General features: G+C 61.5%; 20 protein-coding genes and 1 pseudogene. 11 read left to right on the top strand and 10 right to left on the bottom strand.

Annotated elements, in window-relative coordinates; translation table 11 throughout:
• Window positions 1-317 precede the first annotated feature (317 nt).
• The gene (locus SB659_RS18155) at window positions 318-1,202 is read left to right on the top strand and encodes a manganese catalase family protein (RefSeq protein ID WP_410551378.1); all 885 of its coding nucleotides are present in this window, start codon (window positions 318-320) and stop codon (window positions 1,200-1,202) included.
• Window positions 1,203-1,361: 159 nt separating this feature from the next.
• Window positions 1,362-1,538 (top strand): hypothetical protein, encoded by a 177-nt coding sequence (locus SB659_RS18150; RefSeq protein WP_410551377.1) that lies wholly within the window; start codon window positions 1,362-1,364, stop codon window positions 1,536-1,538.
• Window positions 1,539-1,615: 77 nt separating this feature from the next.
• On the opposite strand, the gene SB659_RS18145 is transcribed toward SB659_RS18150, so the two are convergent.
• On the bottom strand, window positions 1,616-1,819 hold the full coding sequence (locus SB659_RS18145; RefSeq protein WP_410551376.1) for a hypothetical protein: 204 nt from the start codon (window positions 1,817-1,819) through the stop codon (window positions 1,616-1,618).
• 182 nt (window positions 1,820-2,001) lie between these two features.
• On the opposite strand from SB659_RS18145, the gene SB659_RS18140 reads away from it, so the two are divergent.
• The 6 genes and pseudogenes from SB659_RS18140 to SB659_RS18115 all read left to right on the top strand — a co-directional run bounded on the left by SB659_RS18140 (window position 2,002) and on the right by SB659_RS18115 (window position 9,861).
• Complete coding sequence (locus tag SB659_RS18140; protein ID WP_410551375.1) at window positions 2,002-2,796, top strand: carbon-nitrogen hydrolase family protein; 795 nt, start codon at window positions 2,002-2,004, stop codon at window positions 2,794-2,796.
• Window positions 2,797-2,917: 121 nt separating this feature from the next.
• Window positions 2,918-3,753 (top strand): annotated as a pseudogene (locus SB659_RS18135) (gamma-glutamyl-gamma-aminobutyrate hydrolase family protein).
• A 258-nt stretch (window positions 3,754-4,011) separates the two neighbouring features.
• Window positions 4,012-5,139: a glutamate--cysteine ligase gene (locus tag SB659_RS18130; protein WP_410551374.1), complete on the top strand. Its 1,128-nt coding sequence runs from the start codon at window positions 4,012-4,014 to the stop codon at window positions 5,137-5,139.
• Between the two features lie 37 nt (window positions 5,140-5,176).
• Window positions 5,177-6,655, top strand: a complete 1,479-nt coding sequence (locus SB659_RS18125) for an aminotransferase class I/II-fold pyridoxal phosphate-dependent enzyme (protein ID WP_410551373.1) — start codon at window positions 5,177-5,179, stop codon at window positions 6,653-6,655.
• A 39-nt stretch (window positions 6,656-6,694) separates the two neighbouring features.
• Window positions 6,695-8,473: an N-acetylglutaminylglutamine amidotransferase gene (locus SB659_RS18120; protein ID WP_410551372.1), complete on the top strand. Its 1,779-nt coding sequence runs from the start codon at window positions 6,695-6,697 to the stop codon at window positions 8,471-8,473.
• On the top strand, window positions 8,473-9,861 hold the full coding sequence (locus SB659_RS18115; RefSeq protein WP_410551371.1) for a M20/M25/M40 family metallo-hydrolase: 1,389 nt from the start codon (window positions 8,473-8,475) through the stop codon (window positions 9,859-9,861). The genes SB659_RS18120 and SB659_RS18115 overlap by 1 nt, the downstream gene beginning before the upstream one ends.
• A 655-nt stretch (window positions 9,862-10,516) precedes the next feature.
• Here the strand turns inward: SB659_RS18115 and SB659_RS18110 are convergent.
• The 6 genes from SB659_RS18110 to SB659_RS18085 form a co-directional block, all read right to left on the bottom strand.
• Window positions 10,517-11,311, bottom strand: coding sequence for an ANTAR domain-containing protein (locus SB659_RS18110; RefSeq protein ID WP_410551370.1), 795 nt, complete (start codon window positions 11,309-11,311; stop codon window positions 10,517-10,519).
• Between the two features lie 223 nt (window positions 11,312-11,534).
• Window positions 11,535-11,831: a hypothetical protein gene (locus SB659_RS18105; protein ID WP_410551369.1), complete on the bottom strand. Its 297-nt coding sequence runs from the start codon at window positions 11,829-11,831 to the stop codon at window positions 11,535-11,537.
• An 11-nt stretch (window positions 11,832-11,842) separates the two neighbouring features.
• Window positions 11,843-12,559 (bottom strand): GAF and ANTAR domain-containing protein, encoded by a 717-nt coding sequence (locus SB659_RS18100; protein ID WP_410551368.1) that lies wholly within the window; start codon window positions 12,557-12,559, stop codon window positions 11,843-11,845.
• Between the two features lie 123 nt (window positions 12,560-12,682).
• Window positions 12,683-13,480: an ANTAR domain-containing protein gene (locus tag SB659_RS18095; protein ID WP_410551367.1), complete on the bottom strand. Its 798-nt coding sequence runs from the start codon at window positions 13,478-13,480 to the stop codon at window positions 12,683-12,685.
• Window positions 13,481-13,544: 64 nt separating this feature from the next.
• Entirely contained in the window at window positions 13,545-13,805 is a 261-nt protein-coding gene (locus SB659_RS18090) for a hypothetical protein (protein ID WP_410551366.1), read from the bottom strand.
• Window positions 13,802-14,572, bottom strand: coding sequence for a GAF and ANTAR domain-containing protein (locus tag SB659_RS18085; protein ID WP_410551365.1), 771 nt, complete (start codon window positions 14,570-14,572; stop codon window positions 13,802-13,804). The genes SB659_RS18090 and SB659_RS18085 overlap by 4 nt, the downstream gene beginning before the upstream one ends.
• 722 nt (window positions 14,573-15,294) lie before the next feature.
• On the opposite strand from SB659_RS18085, the gene SB659_RS18080 reads away from it, so the two are divergent.
• On the top strand, window positions 15,295-15,879 hold the full coding sequence (locus SB659_RS18080) for a cysteine hydrolase family protein (protein WP_410551364.1): 585 nt from the start codon (window positions 15,295-15,297) through the stop codon (window positions 15,877-15,879).
• A 64-nt stretch (window positions 15,880-15,943) separates the two neighbouring features.
• On the opposite strand, the gene SB659_RS18075 is transcribed toward SB659_RS18080, so the two are convergent.
• The gene (locus SB659_RS18075) at window positions 15,944-16,369 is read right to left on the bottom strand and encodes a ChaB family protein (protein WP_410551363.1); all 426 of its coding nucleotides are present in this window, start codon (window positions 16,367-16,369) and stop codon (window positions 15,944-15,946) included.
• Window positions 16,370-16,959: 590 nt separating this feature from the next.
• Here SB659_RS18075 and SB659_RS18070 point away from each other — a divergent pair.
• Together SB659_RS18070 and SB659_RS18065 are read left to right on the top strand one after the other, a co-directional pair.
• On the top strand, window positions 16,960-17,550 hold the full coding sequence (locus SB659_RS18070) for a GAF domain-containing protein (RefSeq protein ID WP_410551362.1): 591 nt from the start codon (window positions 16,960-16,962) through the stop codon (window positions 17,548-17,550).
• Window positions 17,551-17,559: 9 nt separating this feature from the next.
• Window positions 17,560-18,147, top strand: a complete 588-nt coding sequence (locus SB659_RS18065) for a sensor histidine kinase (RefSeq protein ID WP_410551389.1) — start codon at window positions 17,560-17,562, stop codon at window positions 18,145-18,147.
• A gap of 196 nt (window positions 18,148-18,343) precedes the next feature.
• On the opposite strand, the gene SB659_RS18060 is transcribed toward SB659_RS18065, so the two are convergent.
• Window positions 18,344-18,805 (bottom strand): hypothetical protein, encoded by a 462-nt coding sequence (locus SB659_RS18060; protein WP_410551361.1) that lies wholly within the window; start codon window positions 18,803-18,805, stop codon window positions 18,344-18,346.
• Window positions 18,806-19,878: 1,073 nt separating this feature from the next.
• Window positions 19,879-21,312: an NAD(P)-binding protein gene (locus SB659_RS18055; RefSeq protein WP_410551360.1), complete on the bottom strand. Its 1,434-nt coding sequence runs from the start codon at window positions 21,310-21,312 to the stop codon at window positions 19,879-19,881.
• Window positions 21,313-21,495: the final 183 nt, after the last annotated feature.

The raw sequence follows: 21,495 nt of genomic DNA, 5'->3' as shown, positions 1-21,495 counted from the left end.
CACCGTCTCAAACCTCCACGGAGTTGGACCGCCCCTGAAGGGAGCAAAGTCTGCAGAGATCGTGACCCCCTTTGGAGACCACGCTCACGGGCGGCAACACCGGTGACGGTCCGCTGAAAAGCGTTCCAGCGCCCAGGTCGCACCACCGCTCCCCGTGGCAAAGCGGCGCCGCTGCCCTAGATATCTTCCTCGACATGAGTCAGGATAGTAAGCATACTGATCATCTACTGGGTGGCCGGTACAGCTTTCGGAAACCAACCCACCTCGTCCGGAAGAACGAGCGCCGGCTCGGGATGGACTCTATGAAAGGCGCGAAGATGGTCTTTTTCCACAAGCAGGAACTTCAATACAAATCCACTCCGGACAAGCCAGACGCCGTTTACGCAAGGAAGCTCCAAGAGGTTCTCGGTGGCCAGTACGGGGAGATCACGGTGGCGATGCAGTACTCCTTCCAGGCATGGAATGCGCACATTCCCGGGAAGTACCGGGACATGCTGTTTGGTATTGGGGCCGAAGAATTCGGGCACGTTGAAATGCTGGCGGTGATGATCGCGCAGTTATTGGAAAAGGCGCCTCTGGGAATCACGGATGATGCCGTCCAAGCAGACCCCACCGTGGCCGCAGTTGTCGGCGGGACCGATGTCCAGTCCGCCATTGTCGCCGGCGCCGGCGTGCGGCCCGTGGACAGCAACGGCAATCCTTGGCAGTCAAGTTACGTGACCGCCAGCGGGAACCTACTGGCCGACTTCACGGCCAATGCCAACGCCGAAATGCAGGGCCGCATCCAGGTCGCGCGGCTTTATCACATGACAGACGATCACGGCGTCCGGGATATGCTCTCCTTCCTGCTCGCCCGGGACACGATGCACCAGAACCAGTGGTTGGCGGCAGCAGCTGAGCTGAGGGAATCCGGCGCAGAAGGGCTTCCGGTTCCCAGCAACTTCCCGATCAAGAAAGAAATGCGGGATGTCGCCTACGAATACAGGAACTTCTCCGATGGCCCCGCCGCTGCGGAAGGGGCGTGGGCTCAAGGCCCAACACCGGACGGGCTCGGAGAGTTCAGCTACGTGGCGGATCCACCGACGGGTGTTCCCATGCCCGCGCCCACCCGCCCGGACGCACGGTTCTACGGGACGACCGACCTGCCGAACACCATGGAAAAGCTGGCCGGCGGCTTGCAGGACAAGCTGCGAAAAGAGTGAACCCCTTCCGCGCCCGCCTCCTGCATCACAGCCCTGGGGGAGGCCCGCAGGGGCTTGATCCCCCGGGTGGGGCAGAACATGCTTCCCTGCCATAGGGCCTGCCAACAAAAACCGTCAGGACCAACCGCTATGAAAGACCCACGCAAGATTGCACGAAGGATGCTGAAACAAGAAACTGTGGGCATAGCCCATCTTTGGTTGAAGTACCGTGATCGGGGAGGCCACGGTACCGGGTTCGAGCTGGAAGCATACATCTATGAGGCGCTTAAACCCTCCTCGTTCGACCTGATGATGCTCGCCAGGGCTTTGACGGACCTCAACCGCCCTTACGTGTGAGCCCGGCCGGCGCCTCAGGCTGATTCAGCCGACCAACACTTGGGTGGAGGATTCCTTGGGTTTGCCGTTGGCCTATTTCATCTGGCGGAGGGTCTGTGGACGGCAACGTTCAGCCACAGTGAACCAGTGTCTTCAATGCCTTGCGCTACTTGGGCAAGCATCTTCCAACCCGTTGAAACACCTGATGCCATGAGGTACACCTCGCGCAGGTCACGCAGAAGCAGCAGCCCCGCCTGACGTTCACGACCGAGGAGTTCGCTGCCTTTTTCGCGCAGCTTCACTAGCGTGGGATTCTCGTCGCGTGGTTCAGGGTCCAGGTCCTGGCCGTAGTTTCCGTCAATGGCAGCGATCCCCCGGGCGTGCTGTTGGGACCACCTGGCAGTTAAAATTTAGCCCCCTGACAGTTTGGAGTCACGGCGTTTGGTGGGTTCCCGGGTGCGTCCGCCAGGTGCATTCTTGACTTATGAGAATCGCTTCCGGGCAGTTCAGTGCCGGTATTGACCCTCAGCGGAACTTGGTCCTGATCCGAGAGTTGATGTTGACGGCGTCCCGTGGAGGAGCTGACCTGCTGGTTCTGCCCGAGTCCAGCCTCCACGCCAGCAACCAGCCGTCCACCTTGGCCTCCGTGGCCGAACCACTCGTCGGCCCGTTTATCACCCACGTGGCAGAAACGGCGCGTGAGCTGCATCTGCCGGTGATTCTGGGAACAGTCGAGGCGAACCCTGACGGCCTCCCCTACAACACAGTGGTGGGCCTGGACGGGTCCGGCGTAGTGAAGGCTACTTACCGAAGGGTCCATCTGTATGACGCTTTCGGCTACGAGGAAAGCTCAGGAACATCCCCGGGAGCGATCTCCAAGCCGGAGCTACTGGAGCTCGGCGGGCTCCGCATGGGGATGCTCACCTGCTATGACCTCCGATTCCCCGAGAGCTCCCGGCACCTACTCGACGCCGGGGCTGAGGTTCTTGTACTGCCTGCGATGTGGATTGTTGGTCCGGGAAAGGAAGACCACTGGACCACGCTGGTCCGCGCCCGTGCCATAGAAAACACAGCCTATGTCGTCACAGCGAACCAGACCGGGCCCGCAGCCACCGGCTACTCTCTGATAGTTGACCCCTTCGGGGTGGTGATTGCCAACGCCGGCGAAAAACCGGGCGTAGTTTTTGCAGAACTCAACCCGGAGCGAATCACGGAAGTGCGTGCACGCGTGCCATCGATCCGTCACCGCCGGTTCAAGGTAATCCCCCGGGATCCATAAAAACGGGCATAAAGACGGCGCCGGAGCGGTGAGCAGTCGGACACATTGTTTTATCATTGGCGAAACACAGCACAGCAGCCGCTGATCTAAAATTGAGGGGAGATTCGCCCGGAAGGACCCCATGGAAACGCACGCCACGATGCAGCCCGTCATCGGCCTGACCACCTATCTGGAACCGGCCGTCACACAGGGTTGCGGTTCGGTGAAGGCGGCATTCCTTCCGGAAAGCTATCTGGCTCCACTTGCAGCGGCGGGAGGGGTTCCCGTGCTGTTGCCGCCCCAGCCGACTAACCAGGGGGTGGTGGAACTCCTTGTTGGCCGGTTGGACGGACTCGTTATTCCCGGCGGCTGGGACGTTGACCCTGCCTTGTATGGGCAAGAACCCCACGTAGAGACTGATCCGCCCCGCCCGGCACGTGACGCCTGGGAACAGGCGCTCATACGGGAGGCCCTCCGCCAGGACCTTCCACTGCTGTGCATCTGCCGGGGGAACAATTACTGAACGTGACCCTCGGTGGCACCTTGCATCAGCACCTCCCCGACATTGCAGGTACGGAAAAATACCAGCGGGGCGGGTACCAATTCAACATGATTCCCGTCATGATACGACCGGACTCGACCCTGGCGAGACTGACTGGGCTAAGCCTGGATGCCGTGCCCGTGTCCCACCATCAGGCGGTGGACAAACTCGGCCGGGGTTTGATTGCGTCGGCCTGGAGCGAAGACCTGATTATTGAGGCCATCGAATACCCGGCCAATACCTTTACTGTCGGGGTGCAATGGCACCCCGAGGAGCTTGCAGAAGAATTCGGCCTGTTCCAGGGGTTCATCGACGCGGCCCGCGCAAAGCGGATGTCCGGCCCGCGCCTGGCGACGCGACAGGCGGAGTCGGCCGAACTCGGTAAGGCACTTGACCCTCAGCCGGCCGGGGCTCTTGGCACCGCCGCCATCCTGTAGTCCAAGACGAACCCCCCCGAAGTTCAGTAGATCCACTCTGCCGCATTTCCGGCCATGGCCGCGCTGAGGGCTGCCGATGACCTACGGAAAGCGGCTTGCCGACAATAACTAAGCATGCTTACTATGTTTTTAGCCAAACGGTTAAGCAGGTAGCCCTCGGTCCTTCAAAGGAGACAGCGTGGCCTACCTAACGGACAATGTGGACGGATCTGTTGTGGTGCCGGATGTGAGGCGTTCCCTCTCGGGAGGTGACTCCTGATGCGGCTCGTGGGCGTGGAGGAGGAATTCCTCGTTATCGACTGCGACCATGGCCGTGCGGTGCCTCTCGGTGAGGCCATCGGGAGGCTGAACGCGAACGAGGGTCTGGGCAGTGAGATGAAGCAGGAGCAGATCGAAACCTGCACACTCCCCCGAAGGGTTCTCGGTGAAGTAGCCCGCGACATTACTGTGCGGCGGGCAAGCGCGGATGCCGCGGCCCGCATGGTGGGCGCCCGTTCCGTAGCCCTGGCAACTATGCCGCTTCCAGTGAGCACGACCACGACCCCCGGTCTGCGGTACGAACTGATGATGCAGCGCTTTGGGCTGACGGCAGCGGAGCAGTTGACCTGCGGTTGCCACGTCCACGTCGAGGTGGAATCCGACGAGGAGGGCGTGGCGATCCTGGACAGGATACGCATCTGGTTACCTGCGCTCTTGGCCATCAGCGCCAACTCTCCCTTCTGGAACGGTGTCGATTCCGGATATGCCAGCTACCGGTCCCAAGCCTGGAACCGCTGGCCTACCGCCGGGCCTTGCGAAGTATTCGGCTCGGCCGCCGCCTACCACCGGGAGGTTCAGGACACCCTGTCCTCTGGGGTGCCCTTGGACAAAGGGCAGATCTATTTCGACGCACGATTGAGCCACCGGCACCCCACCATCGAAGTGCGGGTCGGAGATGTATGCCTCTTCGCCGATGACGCCGTGCTCCTCGCGGGCCTGGTCCGTGGTCTGGCAGAGACGGCCGCCAGGCAATGGCGCCAGGGAGTGACACCGGTTGGAACCTCCGCCGCCCAACTGCGCCTTGCATCCTGGCAGGCAAGCCGGTTCGGCCTGGACGAGGAATTGATCCATCCCCTGACCGGACGGCCAGCTCCCGCCATTGAAGTGGTTTTGGCGCTGGTAAAGCATATTGAACCCGTTCTGAGGGATCAGGGTGAGCTTGAGGCGATGGAAACGTTGCTGTTCCAGATGCTGGTGCGGGGCACGGGTGCCACAAGGCAACGCGAGATTTTCAGCACCTCAGGCTCCCTGACGGACGTCATCGCGGACGCGGTTGCCCTCAGCAGTCTTCCTTGTGCGGCGTTGGAAGAACTGGGCCAGGAAGGCCCGAGCAAATCCACAGTTTAATCCAGATGCTAAACCATTTGAACAGCTAGGAGGGTTCATGGACCAGAACGAAGCGCCAGTGCTGGAAGCCCTGGCGGAGCACCAGAAACTCAAACGCTACGGATTCACCCCACCCGCCCACCGGCAGGGCCGGAGCGTCGATGCCCGTGTGTTGGAGGTGCTGGGCGAACAGAGCTTCAAATCCGACGTCGTGGCCTCCTCGGGCCTGGATGATCGAAAGTCCTCCAACGGCTACCTTTCCCGAGCCGAGGGCCTCATGGCGGAAGCTGTGGGTGCCGATAAGGCCTTCTTCTCCACATGTGGCAGTTCCCTCTCGGTCAAAGCCGCCATGCTCGCGGTGACCCGGGGCGAGGGTGAGCTTCTGATCAGCAGAGACGCACACAAATCCGTGTCCTCAGGTCTTGTGCTCTCAGGACTGCAGCCACGGTGGATCAGGCCGCGGTGGGACGAGCAACTGAAACTGTCACATCCGCCAGCCCCGGAAACGGTGGAGCAAATGTGGCAGCGGTACCCCGACGCGTCCGCCGCGCTCGTGGTCAGCCCCACCCCCTACGGCACTTGCGCCGACCTCGAAGCCATCGTTGAGATCTGCCATCGGCGTGGTAAGCCGCTGATTGTTGACGAGGCATGGGGTGCCCAGCTGCCCTTCCACCCTGACACGCCCACATGGGCGATGTCAGCCGGAGCTGACATCTGCGTCGTTAGCGTGCACAAGATGGGACTCGGGTTTGAGCAGGGCTCGATCTTCCACCTGCAGGGCGACCTGGTGGACCCTGTCCGCCTGAACCAGTGCGCGGACGTTCTCTCCACCACCAGTGCCAACGTCCTGATTTATGCTGCCATGGACGGTTGGCGGCGCCAAATGGTCCAGGAAGGCAAGACCATGATCGAGAACGCCCTGGAACTCGCCCGCGGTCTGCGCCACGATATCGAAAAGATCCCGGGCCTGCACGTCCTCGAAGACGAGCTCGTCCACGCCGAAGCCTCACACGATCTGGACATCCTGCATATCCTGATCGATGTTTCCCAACTGGGCATCAGCGGCTATCAGGCCACAGACTGGCTCCGGGAGAACTGCAGACTGGACATGGGAACCAACGACCACCGACGCATCGAGGCCGTCGTCTCCATCTCCGATGACAAGGACACCGCCGAGCGGCTGCTGTCCGGACTGCGGGACCTCTCCACGAAAGCGCCGGAGCTTCCCCGGCCCCCCGCGGTCGTGATTCCTCGCGAAGAAGAGCTCTACCTGGAGACCGTGATGCTGCCCCGCGAGGCCTTCTTCGGCCCCGTTGAAAACGTCCCCGTCGAAGAGGCCGCTGGCCGTATTTCGGCCGAGATGGCCACCCCCTACCCGCCCGGTGTGCCGTTGTTGCTCCCGGGCGAACGGATCAACCAGGCGGCCATCGACTATCTCAGAAGCGGGCTCGAGGCGGGTATGGTCCTGCCCGATCCCACGGATCCGAATCTCAAAACCATTCGTGTGGTCCGGGACGAACCACGCAGGGAGCGCTAAGCACGGTTTGCCCGCGCGGGCACGAAACGAGGTATCAGCATGTGCGGAATCGCCGGCGAAATCAGCTTCAACGGCAGAAGGGCTTCCAGAGAATCTGTCGTGGGAATGATGGAGGCCATGACCAGCAGGGGCCCCGACGGCCGCGGCATCTGGGAGGGCGGATGGGTGGCACTGGGGCACCGCCGACTGAGTATCATCGACCTTTCGCCCACCGGCGCCCAGCCGATGGTGGACGAGGGCGACATCGCCGTCACGTTCAATGGCTGCATCTACAACTACAAGGAACTGCGTCGGGAGCTGGAACCGGAGTTCACTTTTCACACCGACTCCGACACAGAGGTGATTCTCAAGGCCTACCGCAAATGGGGTCAGGACTTCGTACACCACCTGACCGGCATGTTCGCGGTAGCGATCGCTGACCCCCAACGCGAAGAGGTGCTCCTGGTCAGAGACAGGCTGGGCATCAAGCCCCTGTACGTAACCCATACCCCTGGGCACATGCGCTTCGCGTCCACACTTCCGGCGCTCCTGGCTTCGGGCGGGGTAGACACCACCGTGGACGATGTCGCACTGCACCATTACCTCAGCTGGCACTCCATCGTCCCCGCGCCCAGGACCATCCTCAGGGGGGTGAAAAAGCTCCCTGCAGCCACCATCCGCACCGTGCGTCCGGACGGCACGTGGCACGACCGGGAATACTGGAAACCAACCTACACGCGCAAGGAAAAATACGCGGCCTGGTCCGCTCAGGACTGGCAGGACGCCGTGACCGAAGCGCTGCGAACGGCTGTACGACGGCGAATGGTCGCTGACGTTCCCGTAGGTGTGCTCCTGTCCGGCGGACTGGATTCGAGCCTGCTGGTGGCCCTGCTGACCGAAGAAGGCCAGCACGGGCTCTCAACCTTCAGCGTCGGCTTCGATGGGGCAGGCGGTGATTCCGGCAACGAATTCATCTACTCCGACCGGATCGCGGACACTTTCGGGACGCGCCACGAACGCCTCCATGTCAGCACTTCCGATTTCCTTCCGGCCATCCCTGCCGCCGTTGCGTCCATGTCCGAGCCCATGGCCAGCCACGACGTCACCGCGTTCCACCTGCTCTCCGAGTCCGTGTCACAGCACCTCAAAGTAGTCCAATGCGGCCAAGGAGCTGACGAGGTCTTCGCCGGGTACGCTTACCATCAGCCCTTGGCCGGGGTGCCCCGTACAGCTGCACTGGATACTTTTGCCGCCGCGTTCGTCGATCACAGCAACCACCAACTCGCTGGGGTGCTCGAACCGGAGTGGTGGGCCGGTAAGGATGTCAGCCGCGAAGCCCTGGCCGCCCATCTTGCCGGACCCGGCGCAGACACCGCCCTGGACGCTGTCTTGAGATTGGACACCCACCTGCTGATGATCGATGACCCGGTCAAACGGTTGGACAACATGTCCATGGCTTGGGGAATCGAGGCCCGCGTCCCATTCCTTGACCAGGACCTGGTCGAACTCGCCGCCGCTTGCCCGCCCGGGCTGAAGACATCACAGGGCGGCAAAGGCATCCTCAAAAACCTCGGCCGTCGGTTGCTTCCCAAAGAGGTAGTGGACAGGCCCAAGGGCTACTTCCCTGTCCCGGCGCTGACACACTTGGAGGAACCCTTCCTCAGCATCGTCCGGGACGCCCTCCATGCCCCTGAGGCCAAAGAACGGGGCCTGTTCAGACCGGATTTCGTTGAAGAGCTGCTGGCCAACCCCAACGAGCGTCGAACCCCGGTCAAAAGCAACGTCCTGTGGCAAGTGGCGCTCCTGGAAATGTGGCTCCAAAGCAACGGTGTAGGCTGATGCCCCAGGAAGATGAGCTGCGTCAGGCAGTGAAAGAAGACTTTCCCGCCGTTGTCACACAATTGTCCGAACTCGTCAGCATTCCTGCCATGGCCTGGGACGACGCCGACGCGGAAGAACTGGTTCTTGCAGCCGGGCTCGTCGCGGAGTTCCTGCGGGAGGCCGGAATGGCCGACGTTGTGCTTCTTCAAGCCCCGCGCCCGGACGGCAGAGCCGGGGCACCGGCAGTGGTGGGCCGCATTTCCGCGAAACCGGGCATGCGCACTATCTTGCTGTATGCCCACTACGACGTCCAGCCGGCTGGGGACCTGGCACAGTGGTACACCCCGCCGTTTAAGGCAGAGGAACGCGAGGGACGGCTCTGGGGACGGGGAGTGGCGGATAACAAAGCAGGTGTTCTCCTGCACGTGGCCGCGTTACGCTCCGTGCTTCGCGTGCTGGGAGCCGAAGCCGGTCTGGGGATCACGGTGCTCATCGACGGAGAGGAGGAAGCCGGTTCCCCTTCGCTGCCCCGGCTGCTCCAGGAGCACCCCTCGGTGCTCGGCGCCGACGCCATAGTGGTAGCCGATTCCGGCAACTGGCAGGTGGGCGTTCCCGCGCTGACCACGAGCCTGCGCGGGTTGATCCTCGGGACCATCGAAGTCCGGGTCCTGGAACACGCCCTGCATTCAGGCACCTACGGCGGCCCACTGCTGGACGCAATAACCGTACTGTCCAGGGTGCTCGCCACCCTGCACGGGGACGACGGTACCGTGGCAGTGCATGGCCTGACCGTCTTTAAGCCCGCAGCTTTCCAGGAGCGTGTACCCGAATTCGACGAGGCCCTGTTCCGCGCTGACGCCCACATACCGCCAGGGACCAGGCTTGCCGGCAGTGGGACACTGGCATCACGGCTGTGGAACAAACCGGCGCTTTCCATCATCGGGATCGACGCGCCCACGATCTCCCAATCCTCTGACACGCTGCTGCCCTTCGCCAGGGCGCGTTTCAGTTTGAGTTTAGCCCCGGGGACCAACACCGCAGAGGCGATGGAGGCAGTCCGGCACCATGTTGAAAACAACGCCCCTTTCGGCGCCACCGTCCGGCTGCTTCCCGGAGGCAGGACCGAGGGGTTCGCCGGCACCGCAAACTCACCGGCCGCCCGCACGATGCTGGCGGCCATGGGTGATAGCTGGGGGCTTCCTGCTGTGTGCATGGGAGTTGGCGGTTCCATCCCCGTCGTAGACATCCTGTCCAAGCTCTGTCCGGACGCCGATATCCTCATCACCGGGGCCGAAGATCCTGACTCCCGGGCACATGGGACCAACGAGTCCGTCCATCTGGGTGACTTTCAAAATGCCATCCTGGCCGAAGCCCTGCTGCTGGAAAGGCTGACATCGCCGGGGTGAACGGGCTCTGCCTCAACTGGCCCAGGCCCAGGCTCAAACCCAGGCCCGGTGCTGTTGCTTGAACGAGCACCCCCACCAAGGCAGAATTAGATATTGAGTTCTCCGCTGATGAAGCCCGGCGGGACACCGTGGAGACATAGTCCCCATGAGAAGGCCGGGCAGGGAAAACGTGCGATGTTCTGCGCCGGGGAACGAAGGATATTGTGAGTGATTTTCAAGTCGGAGATACACTGCCGGTTGACCGTCTGAGCTTCAGCGCGTCAGAATGCCCTGTAGCGGCAGGCGAACCCGGTGCAGAGCAACGGTGTGTCCTGGACGCGGGCCATACCGGACCACACATCGCCACCAGCGCAGACTTGGTCGTGCAGGCGTCCTGGGAGTGAGCCCAACGAGTTGACCGGGTTCTGTCCCGTGCCAAAAGGACCGCAGTAACCGTCGCGGGCGTCCAGGAAACGTCGTCGACGGGTTCATGCCGCACCGCAACGAGAACACGCCCGGACTTCAAAGGGCAGTCCAAGCACCCGCCAGGGGGCCCCGCACCTGCCCCCCAGGAGGACGCCGTGGTTGGTATTTTGTGGCGGGCCCAGCCGGGCGAGACATCGACCAGATTGCGCGCCACTGGACGACGAGTTGGCGGGCCATGTGGATTATTGCCTTAGCCGCTGAAGGTTGCCGGGGGGTCCTTTGGGCCGGAGATGTTTTCGATGATGCCGGCCGCAAGGGCTCGGAGGCCTGTGCCGGCACCGGCGGCCTTCTGCAAAACCTGGAATGCGTCTTCGCGCGTATAGCGGTTTTGTGCCATCAGGATCCCGACTGCGGTGTCGATGATGGTTCGCGACTCGATCGCGCTGCGCATGTCAGCCCAGGTTCCGGATGAGTTCACAGTTTTAGACGCCAACCTGATTGCTGCGGACGCGTAGGAGGTCGCGGTTTCCGCGGCCATGATGGTTTCGGGTTCGAAGCCGTGAATATGCGGGCAGTAAAGGTTCACTGCCGCCTCCACCGCGCCATCCAGGTCCATTGGCAGGATGAGGACGGAACCGAGACCTCGGGCGGCTGCGGGACGGAGGAAGAAAGACCAACGGTCCTCCATGGCCACGTTGGACACGTGGATTAAGGCGTGTGTCTGCCATGCGGTGAGGCGTGGGCCAGCAGGATAGCTGCTCTGTAGTTCGTCGAAAGCTCTGGCATCTGGGCTGCTGGCGGCCAGCGTTCGTTGCCGCTCGTCCACGTTCACGGTGATGGCGCAATGAATGGTGGTTCCGTGAGAGGAGAGTTCTTCGGAGATCCGGATGGCCACATCAACCAGAAAGCCATGGATGTCGGTGTTGACAATCAGCAGATTCCCGGGGCTGTCCATGATCTTTTGGTCAGCATCCGGGCGACATGCTTCCCACTGGCGGGATCTGCCGCCGGAGACCAGCGCTCTGTGCGTTGAGGAGTCGTTCATGGCCTTTCCTTCACTGGAAACAACTACGGCCCACGGCCGTCGACGGATCCAGCCAACAGCGGGTGACGCCATTGTAATTCGAAGTTCCCGCTACCTCCATGAGACCGCAGGGAAAAATATGGGGCATTCATGCTGGTTGTTTGGGAGACGGCCTGACCCTCCTTTGCCCCGAAGTCCGTCCAGCCCGCTGTGGTTGACGCTTCCTCCCGGCCTGAGGTTCAGGTCAGGCTTGGGACGGTTCGTCGGGGTGGTCGGGTTCGTTGGCGGGAAATTCATCGGCGTACGGGGCATGAGTGGCGGGGGTGTGGTTGGTGAGTTCGTTGGCGGCCATGGCCAGTAAGTCGCGTTCGAGGCCCGGCAGTGAAAGCAAGCCCTGAAGGTAGGCTTCGACCTCGTACTCCCCGACGGATCCGCCGATACTGAAATAGCGCATCCACAGGATGCTGACGTTGATTTGCGCTCCGGACAGTGCGGACTTCAGACCCTGGCGCTGTTCGTTTTCGTTGTTTTCAAAGCCCACCGGTAACCCCTTTAGCTGGGGTTGGCCGTGGTTCCGGCCACCAGATCGACGCTGACAGCCTGCAGCGTACTTTTGCTATCCCGGGCTATGCGCATGAGGTGGTGCAGTGCCCGGTCGGGGGTCAGCCCATGCCGTTCGATCAGTATCCCGCGGGCTTGATTGACGACGTCCCTGCTGTCCAGGGCCGCCTGCAGCTCCGTGCTGATCCGCTCCACCGTCCCGGAGGTTTGGATATGGGCCAGAAGCGTCGCGGCCGGGGAAGCGAATAGCTCCAGCAGCGCGACCTCTTCCGGTCCGTACACACCCGGGGAGGCCGCATATACTTTGAGGGCACCAACGGCCGATCCTCCCGCCAGAAGCGGAACACTGATCACCGAGCGGATGGGCAGTGAACTCACGGCGACGCTCCATTCCGGCCACCGTGGGTCGGTTGATACATCCTCGACGAGCACGGCTTCTTCGGCTGCCCATGCGCTCAGGCACGGGCCTTGACCCAAGTCGTACTGGAGGTGGTCGGCGTGTTCGACGGTTGGGTCGGTAAAACCGGCGCTGGTGCGGCGTCCACCGGCGTCCAGTATTGTGACGCCGGCACCCAGGGTTCCGGGGACGGATTCCTTGATGGCTTGAGCCAGATGGTGGACAGCACGGTCGACTTTGTTTTCGGTCAGTAGAAGACCCATGATCCGCGCAATGACCGTGGAGAGTTCATCCAAAGGGAGTTTCGTCATGGTGCTCCTGCCTCCTGACTCCAGCCCGTCCAGAGAATTGCGCTCCAAACCGTTCTCCGTCCGGGGCGCACCAGGTTATCTCTCTAGCCTAGTGGCTTGCGGGCAGCGTGCGGGGCTTGGGGCCTAGTCCTCAAAGACAGTTTTCATTTCCCGTTCGCCGGAGACGCCCTGAAGGATATCCTCGGCGAGGGTCCGGAGCCTGATATTGCGATGGCTTGAGGTAGTCACCAGGATCTTGAAGGCTGCGTCACGGCCGCAACGGTTTTGGGCCATGATGGCCCCGATGGCGGTGTCAATGGTGGTCCGGGACTCCAACGCCGCTTTGAGGTCGTTGCGGGCATCGCTGAGTTGGGCGATCTTCAATCCCAGACGCAGGGCCTTGGACGCCGTGGCAGTGATCGATTCCGCAGCCAGGATATTCTCGTGGGAGAAACCGTGGGCCCGCCGCGAATACAGGTTCACCACGGCTTCTCCGGCCTTGTCCAGCTCCAGCGGCAGGGCCAGGATCGAGCCGACTCCGGCGTTGGCGGCAGCACGCATGTACCGGGGCCAGCGGTCCTCACCGTACACGTCCGGAACGTGAACGACCGTGGCTGTCCTCAGCGCGGACAGGCACGGCCCGTCCCCGAAACTGTTCTGCAGGTCATCGAGATTCCGCGCCTCCGCGTCGCTGGCGGCCACCGCCACGGGCCGCTTTTGACGGATGACAGTGACCCCGCAGGAAAGAGCGTTCCCCTCACCGGAAAGCTCGGCAGCAGTAACCTTTGCCATGTCCTCCAGGAATTCCTGGACACCGGCGTTTTCCACCAACAGATCCTGTAAATGCACGGTGAACCCGGCAAGGTTGATGCCGGCGGCGTCCACAGCTTCCAGATGGATCCTGTCCGTGGTTCCGTCCTGAGGCTTCCGATGTTCCTCCATGGTCTTTCCTTTCCCTGCATCGGGCGGAGCCGGCCGCGACGGTCAGCCGTGTTTTGGCGATAGTTTAGCCCGTTCCTGATGGGTGTGTTCCGGTACCTGTTTCATTCAGGGCCGTCTCGACCAGCCACATCTGGGCCGGCGAAAGCAGGAGCAACTCATGGAGATAGGCGTCCAGGTCAAATTCGTCGGCTTCCCCGCCGATCCCGAAATAGTACAGCCACAACCCCGCCAAGCTCAGCTCTCCGTCCCTGAACCGGGCCGCCGCATTCCTGCGCTGAACGTGTGTCTCATTTGAGCCGGGCCCCGGCCCCGCAATCGGATTCACAGGGCATCCCTTTCTGCGGCGTCGTCCCGACCCCGCCCACCAGAGAGGTCGTGGTTCACTGCTGCGTTGGGCGCAGCATGTTTGAGGAGATCCTGGGCAATCACGTGCAGACGTTCGTCGCTGTGTCGTGCAGCCATTTGCAAGATGCCGAGGGCCTCGTCATGGCTGCACCGATTCTGCAACATGACTAAACCTACCGCCGCGTCCACTACTGCCCGGGACTGCAGGGCAGAACGCAAATGCTCAGGATACGGCTCGGTAGCATGCACACGAAGCGCCAGCCGCAGAATGCGGGATAAAGACGCCGCATGCTCGGTCACCAAAGCAACCGTTTCCGGGCCAAAGCCATCGACCGCCAAGGCATAGCAGTTCAGTGCCGCTTGCGCTCCAGGATCCGTAGCAATCGGTACAGCGAGAACAGACCGAACACCATCCGGGGTAACGGCCAGGGCGTAGCGGCGCCAGCGCTCATCCGCTTCCAGATCCGGAATCAGCACCACCCGCTGCTGCCGCAAAGCCGTCAGGCATGGACCATCGTCAAAGGAGTATTGCCGCTCATCCAGGCGGCGGGCCCTTTCCGAGCTGCTGGCAACCGTTGCGGGCCCATCGGAACGCTCGACAGTGATCGCGCAAAGCAAGGGCGTATCACCGCCCAACAGGGAAGCCGAAACAGCCGTAAGCTCCAGAAGAAATTCGGTAAACCCCGGGCTCTCCAATAGCAGATCCTGCAACTGCTCAGCAGTCGGTACAACATCATCCCGGGCCATACGGCCTCAATTCCAAGCAGCACCGGATCGAACCCGGCTGGTGGCCGCACGCTATGCGCGCCTGCGGCCCGGCCAGTTAAACCCGGACCATCAATACCCCGGGATCTCCTACTAACGACACTACGCCCTCACCTGCCCAAGGAACGGACCGGACGGGAGTTTTCTCAGCTGGCGACGACCTACAACAGCGGCCTGAACTCAAATGGGCTAGAGGTCATGGCCGGACCATGCTGTGACATTTGCAAGGGGCGGAAGGGGAGCCAACCCAGACCCGGACACCAGACCGCTTCTCACTCCCATGCTTCGCCACCCTCAACAGTGGGTTCTCCGACCTGGACCACAACGCTGGAGGACACGATCAACTCAAAAAGAACACCGACCCGGGACCGAAATCAGATCACTCCTGGAGGGTACCGGAGGAGAACCGGCGCTGGTGGAGGAAATACCGGTTCAGGTTATTGTCGCGGACAGCGATGCCTGGGTTGCTGCGTCGACGAATGGGCTGGCCCGAAGAACCCCGATTCCCAATGGGCGACCGGAAGTGCGGTGAAACCAGGTGTGCGCGGACCCCGCGCCAACCTAAGGTCAAGTCAAGCCATAAGGACGGGTCCCAGGACGCAGATGTTGCTGCAGACTAAACTGCGACGACAGCATCTTCCTCGTCCTCTCACTGATTGGTGGTCGGACCTGGCACATCCGCAACAATACTCCGGAGGCTAACCATGATTGCAGTGCTGATCATTGACATGCAGAAGGCATTCTTTGAGGACCCGCGTCTGGATCGTCGGCAGCAAGAGACCGTTGAGGCCTGCAATGCGCTGATTACCGCGGCAGTGGAGAACAATGTGAAGGTTCTCCTGGTCAAAACCGAGCATGAGGAGGACAAGTCCACATGGACCCTGAACATGCTTGACGATAACCAAGGGTTTATTTTCCGTGGATCATCCCAGGCTCAGTTCGTAGCCGGCCTGAGGACTGAAGGGCTGCCCCAGCTTCTAAAGACAAGGGACAGCGCATTCCTGAGTACTGATCTGCTGTTGCGTTTACGCAACTGGAACATCGACACTGTTGTCCTGGCCGGGGTCTCAACACACAACTGCATCGCACAAACAGCCGCCGATGCCTTCGGATACAACATCCGGGTTATCCATACCTCCGACGCGACCGCATCGGAGGACGAAGAAGCTGCCCTGGCCGTACAAACCATTCTTTCCCGGGAGTATCGCCAGCAGGTTCTGTCCCTGGAAGAGGTGACCGCACTAATTGCGGGCATCCCCGCTGCTGCCGGAACTGAACCGCCTCAGTAAAGAAAGCGCGAATCAGGCGCCGATGACACCGAATCGAGGCTGGCCCGGAGCGCCGCCCTTGGCATTAGTCGTCTCGGGCCTTCCTGGTCGCGGCGTCATTGGCCTTTTGGAGCGCTTGGACGAGCTCGCCCTTGGTCATTTTGAAACGACCTTTGATGCCGGCCTCCTGGGCGCGCTGATAAAGATGTGCCTTGGAGGCGTTGGCGTCCACTCCCCCGGCAGTGGGCTGCCCGGTATCCGTGCCCTCTTCTGCGCGCCTGTCCGAAGGGCCGCGCTCCTCCTTGGCCTCCCAGTGATCACCGACCTTCGCGTAACTGTGTTTGAGCGAGGCATAAGCGGTTCGAGCCGCCCGGCTCTCATCGCCATTGTAGGATTCCATGGCGGCATCGTAGGTCCTGGCGAAGGTGTCCTGGGCTTTCTGCCCGGAGCGCTGAAGAGTCGAGGGTAGTTCCTCTTTGCGGGCATGATGGTTCTTGCCTGTCTTCGGCATGATGGGTGCGCTCCTCTGACGGAAGGGCTGATCACGGACGTGCGACCATTTTAGCGACTGAAACCAACTTCGCACCCCCGGAGGGCCAATCCTGCCGGTTCGGGCCAGGATGGCACTTCAATCGATCTGGAGTTGTTCTCCGTCAGGTTGGGTCCTCGCGGGGCTGCGCGGGAGCAGGGCCAAAGTATCTGGCAAAGATTGAAGGGCCCTTTAATGTCTGCGACGCTGTCACGGGTCTTCAAGGGCGGCTCAGCAGCTCGGCATCATGACTAATGAGGAAATCAAGGCCTTCACTTACGCCATTGCGGCGCTATGACCGGCTTCAGCTGAATACGGCAGGAGCGGGAATCGGACGTGTGGTCCTCAACCCCCAATTTCTCCACTTCCCCCCTCGAAGTCTTTGACGCACTGCAGGGCCGCTGTGTGTAAGGGAGGGCCATCCGGCCCGGACTTGATGGCAATTTTCGAACGCTTGGATGTGCTGCCAAACGCGGCTGTTTTGTGACAGGAAGCTGCGTTATTCATCTGACAGGATGCCTGGATGAGCGTAAACCGAGTATCTGCAGTGAGCCCTATGTCCATGGATTCTGATGGATCCTCGCGGCGGCGGCAGTTATGAGAGGGGGGAGATCGCCAGGGATCTGGTACTGGCCCGGAAGGGTTTGCCGGTTCCCGGGCCCGGTCTTGAGCTTGCTGTTCCAGTGCCTTCGGAGCGGCTGCAGAATCTGGTGGAGCTGGCCCGAACGGTCTGTGGCCAGCCGGTGACAGCGATCAACATCATCACCGAAGACCTGCAGTACCAAGTGGCCAGCGCCGGGTTGGAACCATCTCTGTGCAGCCGCGAAGATTCGATGTGGGCCGTCGGTTTCCTGAGCGGGACCTCCACAGTTCTGGAGGACGCATCGCTCGACCCCCGGTACAGCGGAAATCCGTTCGTCGACGGACGCCGCGGTGCGATCAGGTTCTACGCTTCCGTTCCGCTGGTCAGCCATGATGGGTTCGTCCTGGGCACGCTCTGCGCCCGGGCAAGGGAAACCGGCACGCTCAGCGACCGGCAACGCCAGGGGCTGGAGATCCTGGCAGCAGAAGTCATTGAAGCTCTCGCCTTGGAACACCGTGCGGAGGAACTGGCCAGTGCGCTGACCGAGGCGCAGCGCAGCAACACCCTGCTGGCTGGGTAGGCAGGCCGCATCAGCCACGACCTCCGCAATCCCCTGACCTCCATTCTCGGCTACGTCGAACTCAGTCAGACGGCTGCCCAGAACACTCCGGATGCAAAGATAGCCCGGTACCTGGACGTCGTGGCCAGTTCCGGTCAAAGGATGCTGGATATGGTCGAAGATGTCCTTGCCTACGCCACTATCGGCGGGGATGTCCGTCCCGCCCCGCTCTCCCTCAGCGCCTTGATCAGCGACGTCATGAAAGACCTGGACGCGAGCCTTGAGGCCAGCGGAGCTTCGGTTGACTGCGATGATCTGAGCTTCAACGCCGGTCCCGTCCAGATGAGAGTGCTGCTCCAGAACCTGATACATAACGCGGTCGCCTACGCCCGCCCCGGCGTATCTGCGGTTATCCGCGTCACGGGCCACCGGACCGATGAGGGGGTAGCCCTGCAGGTGATCGACACCGGGAAAGGGATCAGCGAACCCGACCGGCAAAGGGTTCTGGGCCTAGCGATCTGTGCACGGATAGTAGCTGCCGTCGGCGGGCGACTGGAGATCGGTCCTGGGGCCGGGCACGGGACCGTAATAACCATCAACCTCGGTATCGGCAGCTGATCACCGAACTGCTTCTGCCATGGTGCCTCTACATTCAAGTGCCGGTCACAGCCCTAGCGAACTTCAACAACGGGATGTTGCGTTTGGAGACGGAACTCCGGCCTACCGCTCTTGGCCGGAGTTCCGCTGCTCAAACGAGCAGGGAAACCGTAGGTTGACGGAATACCCGTTATCGGCTCTTCATCTCGATTGCCAGTCACCCGCCGGAGCGGCGCAGGAAGGAGCCGGCGAGGAGGAAGAAGACGCCGAGGCCGGCGGCGAATGCGCTGACGCCGTAGGCGAGCACGGAGGTCATGAGGGAGGTGCGCAGCGAGGCCGCCGTCGAGAGGGCGACGCTCTGCTTGCGCAGCTCGGCGGCCTCGTCACTGCCGCCTTCTATTCCGCGAAGAGCGTTGCTGATGTCGGCGAAGGTGCGGCCGCCCGCCCCACGCTCGGCGTGGCGTTTAATGACGAGCGCCTCGACGTAGGCCGTCGCCGGACCCTGCACGCGCTTCCCAGCGAGCATCGGGGCATCACCTGGCACGTCAATCTTCTCCGCCTGGAGCTGCTTTGTGACCGCGACCCAGGCCCCCGCCCCGGCGGCCACTAATAGGGTCCCGGCAGCGACGGCGAAACCGCCGACACCTCGCAGGGCTGAGGCGGTGGACGAGGCGGTCATCGGTGATCCTTTCGAACGCGGGGGAAATCCGTTTGAAGTGTAGCCCGATCACGACCTGCGAGTGATCAATGCGGTCAGCAGCAACCCGGGCGCAGATGTCAGGGCCTTGAGGCACAAGGAGTTCAGGCCTGGCATCCGTGGGTACTCTTTGCATTCTTAGGAGCGCCACAACTTGGTGCTTGCAGTGCTGCCAAGACTGGCCTCCTCGCGCTGACCCGGACCATCGCGGCCGCCCCTCCCCCTCCCCTATTAATCGGGAAGAGGAAAGCCCTATGCCAACGCCCCCGCGACGTCGTAGCCGGCCGACTTGGCCGAGAGAGGTAAGTTAACGGAATCTTCATTATCGGCCTTTGAAAAACAGGCCGGGGGAGAGGTCCGAAAGGGAGCCGGGTATACCACCGGCGCTCGGCTCTTTTGCCCCAGGACGACGGCGACGAAGTGTGGGAACGCACGCCGCTGGCTACTAAGCCTTACGGGGAGGGCAGGCATGCAGCCTTGTCGGCGGCCGGGAGGCGCATCTGCATCTTCCCTTTCTGCTGCCCCTGTGGGAGCTGGCCCCACATATCAACGATCACGCCGCACCTGCCAGGAATGAATCCGAGCCACAGCCTGGCGGCGCTCGACCGGGCTCCTGCCATCCGGGTCGTCAGGCTTAACCCTGAAGAAGCCGGATGGCAAGAGCCACAGGCAAGGTGCCCATCGAAGCGAACTGGTACTTGCTGGTGCCAAGTTTGCAGTTGTTGGCGATCCGGAAGGCACCAATGGCTGACTCTTAGACCGGCACCGACAGTTAGAGCCGGGCCCCAAAGCTAACAGCCCGGACAAGACAAACGGGTTATAGCGTCGGCTCGTCTGGTTCTTGAGGGCTGGTTAAATCACCCGGTGATGCTTGGCGGTGAGAGTCATGAAGTCCAGGCGCAATGGGCATCGTAGGGACCCATCGCCGTATGCACCTGTGTCCTTTTGGTCTATCTGAGTCTCCAGGCCCCCGCGGATACAGTGTTGCGCTGCTTAGCTAGAAGCAGTTCCTCCCTGACACGCAGAGAAGCCAGGCAGGCTTTGCGCAACGCAGCCTAAGCAAGGACCCGTAAACCGTCTTTAGTGTCAGCGGTTTGGGGAGTACCGAGGCAGTTTGCGAGGTTGCTCATGGCAGGCTCCCGCCATTGCTTCAGGCGAGCTAATTCAGCGATCACCTCAGGCACGTGCTTTCGCTCGTTTACACCACGGGCCGGATTCAATCTGGTATTGCTTGACCAAGCGCCAATATCTGGCTGCGCTTCGCGCCTGGAGGCGCTGTTGATGCTGGCGCTGGTGAGCGTAAGAAGATCGTCTACGTGGCCGGTGTAAACCACAGGCAACGAGAGGTGATTCTTCTCCTCGTCATTACTTCGAGTTGCTTCTACGACAGCCAGAGTCGCCGCGCTCCAGCAGGCGTATCCAGGGGTGACGTACTGCAAGGCCATCCGTCCTGTTTCGAAAACAGGTTTCGGGTCTATCGTCCTAAGCCCGGTTGCGGTGCAATCGACATAAACCTCACCTTGGGGACGGGTTTCATGACCACGTTCAAAGTCGATGCCGCCGGTCCTGATTCGCTGGACGCGGCCACTGCGAGACACGCGTTCGATGGAGGCCAAAAGGTCGAACTCTGACTTGCTGATGGTTGCTCCGCGGAACTGAGTCGGTTCAACAGATCGGTCAAGCCGCAGAAAGAGGCCGGCGTCTTCCATGTAGCGTGCAAGATCCCGTCCAGTCGTGACATTTGCTGCTGCCTGCGCCAGGGTGCTCTGATAGTGAAGCCGGGTGTGTACTAAATCGAGGGGCTGAGTCCATGAGCGATCAATGTACCAACCATCACGCGAGCGGACCCATGAAATCGAGTTAGAGTCGACACCGCGCTCGAGAAGCCAAGTGCAGACGTCCATCGCAGTTTTGCCTGCCCCGATAACAGTGAAGCCGGAAGGTACACTGCCTAGGTTGACCAGCTCGTTCGGCGTTACGAGAGTAACGCCCTGTTCGACTTCGTAGGCTGGTTTCCGCCGTGATGGGATGTCGGGTTCGATATAGGTGGCATCGACGAGGCGACGACGCACGCGTACGGTGGTTTCCTTCCCGGTGAGCAGGGAAACGAGCCGGTACTCTCCCGGCCGGTCCTCGTGGAACTCGGTCATACCGAGAAATCGAACCTGACCGGAGGGGAGTAGTACCTGGTTTAGGACCTGCGAAAAATAGGCGCAAATTTCAGGTGCCGATGACAACTCATACATCCCGGCGTTATGCCCCGACCCATCAAGGCGATCCTTGCCGAGATCAGTCGATGAAACGCCGTAGCAAGCTGCAGCCTGATGAAGCCGGACAAAGGGGTAAGCGTCATGCCAGTGACCGCCAGGTAAATCGCGCCGATCAACCATCACGACATCGGCGTCAGAGTGCTGTATCAGGCTATCGACAAAGGCCATGCCCGAGGCTCCCGCCCCGACCACCAGATAGTCAGTCTCGATAAGGGACATTTTTATTCCTCCACTAGAACTACGATGTTCTCCATACAGTGGCCCGCCCACCTAGCGGATTGCACTATAAATCGGAGTATACTCCGCTATAGTAGCAGATGGCATTAGGGCTGCGGCCTCACCTCCTCGAGGGGGCTTGGTGCTACTGTCCGCCAAGCCACGACCGTGAAGACCTCAGCCGGG

Origin of the sequence: Arthrobacter sp. SIMBA_036 (assembly GCF_046535135.1) — a bacterium.
Classification (GTDB): Bacteria; Actinomycetota; Actinomycetes; order Actinomycetales; family Micrococcaceae; genus Arthrobacter.
Note: the sequence above shows the minus strand (reverse complement) of the source record. Positions and strands in the feature narration are given on the sequence as shown.

Bases quoted from the DNA above. Each gene is read 5' to 3' on its own strand.
- SB659_RS18155 (WP_410551378.1), top strand. From the start codon at position 318: ATGGTCTTTTTCCACAAGCAGGAACTTCAATACAAATCCACTCCGGAC.
- SB659_RS18150 (WP_410551377.1), top strand. From the start codon at position 1,362: ATGCTGAAACAAGAAACTGTGGGCATAGCCCATCTTTGGTTGAAGTAC.
- SB659_RS18140 (WP_410551375.1), top strand. From the start codon at position 2,002: ATGAGAATCGCTTCCGGGCAGTTCAGTGCCGGTATTGACCCTCAGCGG.
- SB659_RS18130 (WP_410551374.1), top strand. From the start codon at position 4,012: ATGCGGCTCGTGGGCGTGGAGGAGGAATTCCTCGTTATCGACTGCGAC.
- SB659_RS18125 (WP_410551373.1), top strand. From the start codon at position 5,177: ATGGACCAGAACGAAGCGCCAGTGCTGGAAGCCCTGGCGGAGCACCAG.
- SB659_RS18120 (WP_410551372.1), top strand. From the start codon at position 6,695: ATGTGCGGAATCGCCGGCGAAATCAGCTTCAACGGCAGAAGGGCTTCC.
- SB659_RS18115 (WP_410551371.1), top strand. From the start codon at position 8,473: ATGCCCCAGGAAGATGAGCTGCGTCAGGCAGTGAAAGAAGACTTTCCC.
- SB659_RS18110 (WP_410551370.1), bottom strand. From the start codon at position 11,311: ATGAACGACTCCTCAACGCACAGAGCGCTGGTCTCCGGCGGCAGATCC.
- SB659_RS18100 (WP_410551368.1), bottom strand. From the start codon at position 12,559: ATGACGAAACTCCCTTTGGATGAACTCTCCACGGTCATTGCGCGGATC.
- SB659_RS18095 (WP_410551367.1), bottom strand. From the start codon at position 13,480: ATGGAGGAACATCGGAAGCCTCAGGACGGAACCACGGACAGGATCCAT.
- SB659_RS18085 (WP_410551365.1), bottom strand. From the start codon at position 14,572: ATGGCCCGGGATGATGTTGTACCGACTGCTGAGCAGTTGCAGGATCTG.
- SB659_RS18080 (WP_410551364.1), top strand. From the start codon at position 15,295: ATGATTGCAGTGCTGATCATTGACATGCAGAAGGCATTCTTTGAGGAC.
- SB659_RS18075 (WP_410551363.1), bottom strand. From the start codon at position 16,369: ATGCCGAAGACAGGCAAGAACCATCATGCCCGCAAAGAGGAACTACCC.
- SB659_RS18070 (WP_410551362.1), top strand. From the start codon at position 16,960: ATGGATCCTCGCGGCGGCGGCAGTTATGAGAGGGGGGAGATCGCCAGG.
- SB659_RS18060 (WP_410551361.1), bottom strand. From the start codon at position 18,805: ATGACCGCCTCGTCCACCGCCTCAGCCCTGCGAGGTGTCGGCGGTTTC.
- SB659_RS18055 (WP_410551360.1), bottom strand. From the start codon at position 21,312: ATGTCCCTTATCGAGACTGACTATCTGGTGGTCGGGGCGGGAGCCTCG.